This is a genomic window from Neptuniibacter sp. UBA6509 (genome assembly GCA_002435145.1).
In the GTDB taxonomy this organism is placed as follows: domain Bacteria; phylum Pseudomonadota; class Gammaproteobacteria; order Pseudomonadales; family Balneatricaceae; genus Neptuniibacter.
The window spans coordinates 66,533-69,473 of sequence record DJLT01000096.1; the positions used below are offsets into that span (position 1 = coordinate 66,533).

Below are 2,941 nucleotides of genomic sequence, written 5' to 3' on the forward strand. Positions count from 1 at the left end.
GGGTGGTATGGGTGGTATGGGCGGCATGATGTAAGGTTTACATCCCGTCTAGCTACAAAATTAAGCCCCGCCTTTTGCGGGGCTTTTTATTTGTGCGTAAAATAGCAACAACTTAAATCTGTATCCAAGAGTGAATAGATAGTCATGAATCGTGATGATGATATTAATGTGCCAAATATGGGGCCTGCTGAACCTGTAACGGACAATAACTTTTCCGCATCTCCTAAGCCTGTTTCAACGCCTAGCATGAAGGCAGAAGAGGGAGCGGTACAAGAGACGTCTAAATCTGGAGGGGTTGTTCAAGGGCTCGTCAGTATTATTCTTATCATTGCGGTGAGTGCTTTAGGTTACTTTGGTTTTGATATGCACCAAGCTCAGCAGCAGCGTGAAGCTACGTTTGTAGAGGCGCAGGAACAGATTGAGAAGCTTAAAGGTTTATTGCTGCAGGCAGAGGAAGGTGCAGAACAGTCAGGGCAAGCTCTTCAGGGGAATGTCTCGTCTCTTGAGCAGAACCTTAGAAAGAAAGATAAGCAACTGGATTCTGAAATTGCAAAGTTATGGGCGATTGCTCATCAGAAAAATGCGCCTTTAATCGCCAAGCAAGGTAAAACCTTAGCTAAGCAGGATAGCTTGATCAAAGCGCAGGAAAAAACGATTAAATCTCTTAAGAGCACCTTGGCGTCTCAGAATAAACAACTTAAGGCGCTGGCAGGTTTAAAGTCTGATAATGCGAACTTAAAGAAATCGGTTAATGCTGAAATTGCTAAAGTTACTCAGCTAGTGACTCAATTGGAGACGGGCCTTCAGGGGCAGCTTCAAGAGCAGAAGAAAGGTGAAGTGAGTAGCCAGAAAGCATTGGCAGAACGCGTGGCTAAGCTTGAAAGTAAGACTGATGCTGCTATAGAGCGCCGTGTTTCTGTGAATGAGCAAGCGATAAGGGCCTTTGATGGAACACGTAGACAGTTGAATCAAGACCTTCTTCAAGTGAAGCAGAAACTAAATAATATGCAGCTGCTTTTGGAGCAAAATTGAGCGTTGTTCAATAAATACTCAAAAAATTAGCTTCTAGGGTTTGCCAACGTAAACCCTAGAAGGCAAAATACACGATCGTTTATATAATGAGATACTTAAAAGCCAAATGAAAATCCGTGCTTTTTTTGCACTGACGTTGCCTGATTCTGTTGTGCGTTGGTTGGCCGATCATGCTGATACATTGTGTGAGTATGACCGAAAAACTGAGGTTAGCTGGGTGGATTCGGATCGTTATCACCTAACCTTGTGCTTTCTTGGAGATGTCAGTCTAGAGCAAGTAGAGGAACTTGAACGCTGCACGCGTGAGAAGTTGGCTGATTTTACCTCTTTTCAAGTTCATATTAATGCTGCTGAATATTACCGTGTTAATAAAGGCTTAGCCTTAATTGCAGCGCTTCCAGCGGTTCATAAAGAGCTTGAAGCATTACATGATCTTATGATTAACGTTGCTGATGCGGCAGGCGTGAATCATACGGAAGAAGACTTTAAGCCTCATATTACGTTAGGTCGCCTTCCAGGGAAAAATAAGTTTAAGAAACCGAACCATTGGCCCGTAATTGATATGTTTAGTCTTGCAGATTCAGTTGTATTGCTCCAGAGCAAGGCCGGAGAAGATGGTTCAATATATACTCCTCTCTTTGAAATCCCATTACAGGATCTATCCTAGTTAGTACTGGGATTGTTCGTTTCATTCTACTTTAAGAAATTACTTCACTATTATGCGTACACCTGAACTATTGTCCCCTGCCGGGACGCTTAAGAATATGAAATATGCATTTGCTTACGGAGCCGATGCTGTTTATGCCGGTCAACCTCGTTATAGTCTGAGAGTCCGTAATAATGATTTCAATATGGAAAATCTATCTGAAGGCATCGATCTGGCTCATCAGCTGGGTAAGAAGTTTTTCTTAGCAAGTAATATTCTGCCGCATAATAGTAAGTTGAAAACCTATATTGATGACCTTAGGCCTATTATTGCGATGGGGCCTGATGCGCTTATTATGTCTGATCCAGGCTTGATTCATCTTGTGAAACAGCATTTTCCTGATGTACCTATTCATTTGTCAGTGCAAGCGAATACGATGAACTGGGCGGCTGTAAAATTTTGGCACTCTATGGGTGTTGAGCGCGTGATTCTTTCTCGTGAGCTATCGCTTGATGAGGTGGAAGAGATACGTCAACGCTGCCCTGAGATGGAAATTGAAGTCTTTGTTCACGGCGCCTTATGCATTGCTTATTCCGGCCGCTGCTTGCTGTCTGGTTATATCAATAAGCGAGACCCTAACCAAGGAACATGCACTAACTCTTGTCGTTGGAAGTATGATGCGCATGAAGCCAAAGTTGATGAGTCTGGTGATGTTGTACCCGTTGAGCAGTTTGACCCGCGCGCAGAAGAAGTAAGTAAAAAGCCTGCGCTGGGAGAAGGGGAGCCTACTGATCAGATTTTCCTATTGCAGGAAGAGACTCGACCAGGTGAATTCATGCCCGCGTTTGAAGATGAGCATGGTACTTACATCATGAACTCTAAAGATCTTCGAGCTATTCAGCATGTACATCGTTTAGCTGCGATGGGCGTTGATTCGTTAAAAATTGAAGGCCGTACTAAATCGCACTACTACGTTTCACGTACCGCACAGGTTTATCGCAAAGCGATTGACGATGCGGTTGCTGGAAAACCATTCGATATGAGCTTAATGGATGAGCTGGAAAACTTAGCAAGCCGTGGTTATACCGAAGGTTTCTATCGTCGCCATGTGCATGATGAGTATCAAAACTACGAAACAGGTAACTCTGTGGGTGTTCATCAGCAATTTGTTGGTGAGATTATGGGGTATGACAAGCAAGCGCGCATGTTAGAGGTTGATGTTCGTAATCGTTTCTTAAAAGGGGATACGCTTGAGCTAATGAC

General features: G+C 43.5%; 3 protein-coding genes. All 3 read left to right on the forward strand.

Annotated elements, in window-relative coordinates; translation table 11 throughout:
* The first annotated feature begins 144 nt into the window (after positions 1-144).
* Positions 145-1,032 carry a hypothetical protein gene (locus B4K11_RS12490; protein WP_292952647.1) on the forward strand — a complete coding sequence of 296 codons (888 nt, stop codon included), beginning with the start codon at positions 145-147 and terminating at the stop codon, positions 1,030-1,032.
* A 106-nt stretch (positions 1,033-1,138) separates the two neighbouring features.
* Complete coding sequence (gene thpR / locus B4K11_RS12495) at positions 1,139-1,699, forward strand: RNA 2',3'-cyclic phosphodiesterase (RefSeq protein ID WP_292952649.1); 561 nt, start codon at positions 1,139-1,141, stop codon at positions 1,697-1,699.
* Positions 1,700-1,751: 52 nt separating this feature from the next.
* On the forward strand, positions 1,752-2,941 hold a 1,190-nt coding region (yegQ, locus tag B4K11_RS12500; protein WP_292959406.1), incomplete at its 3' end, for a tRNA 5-hydroxyuridine modification protein YegQ.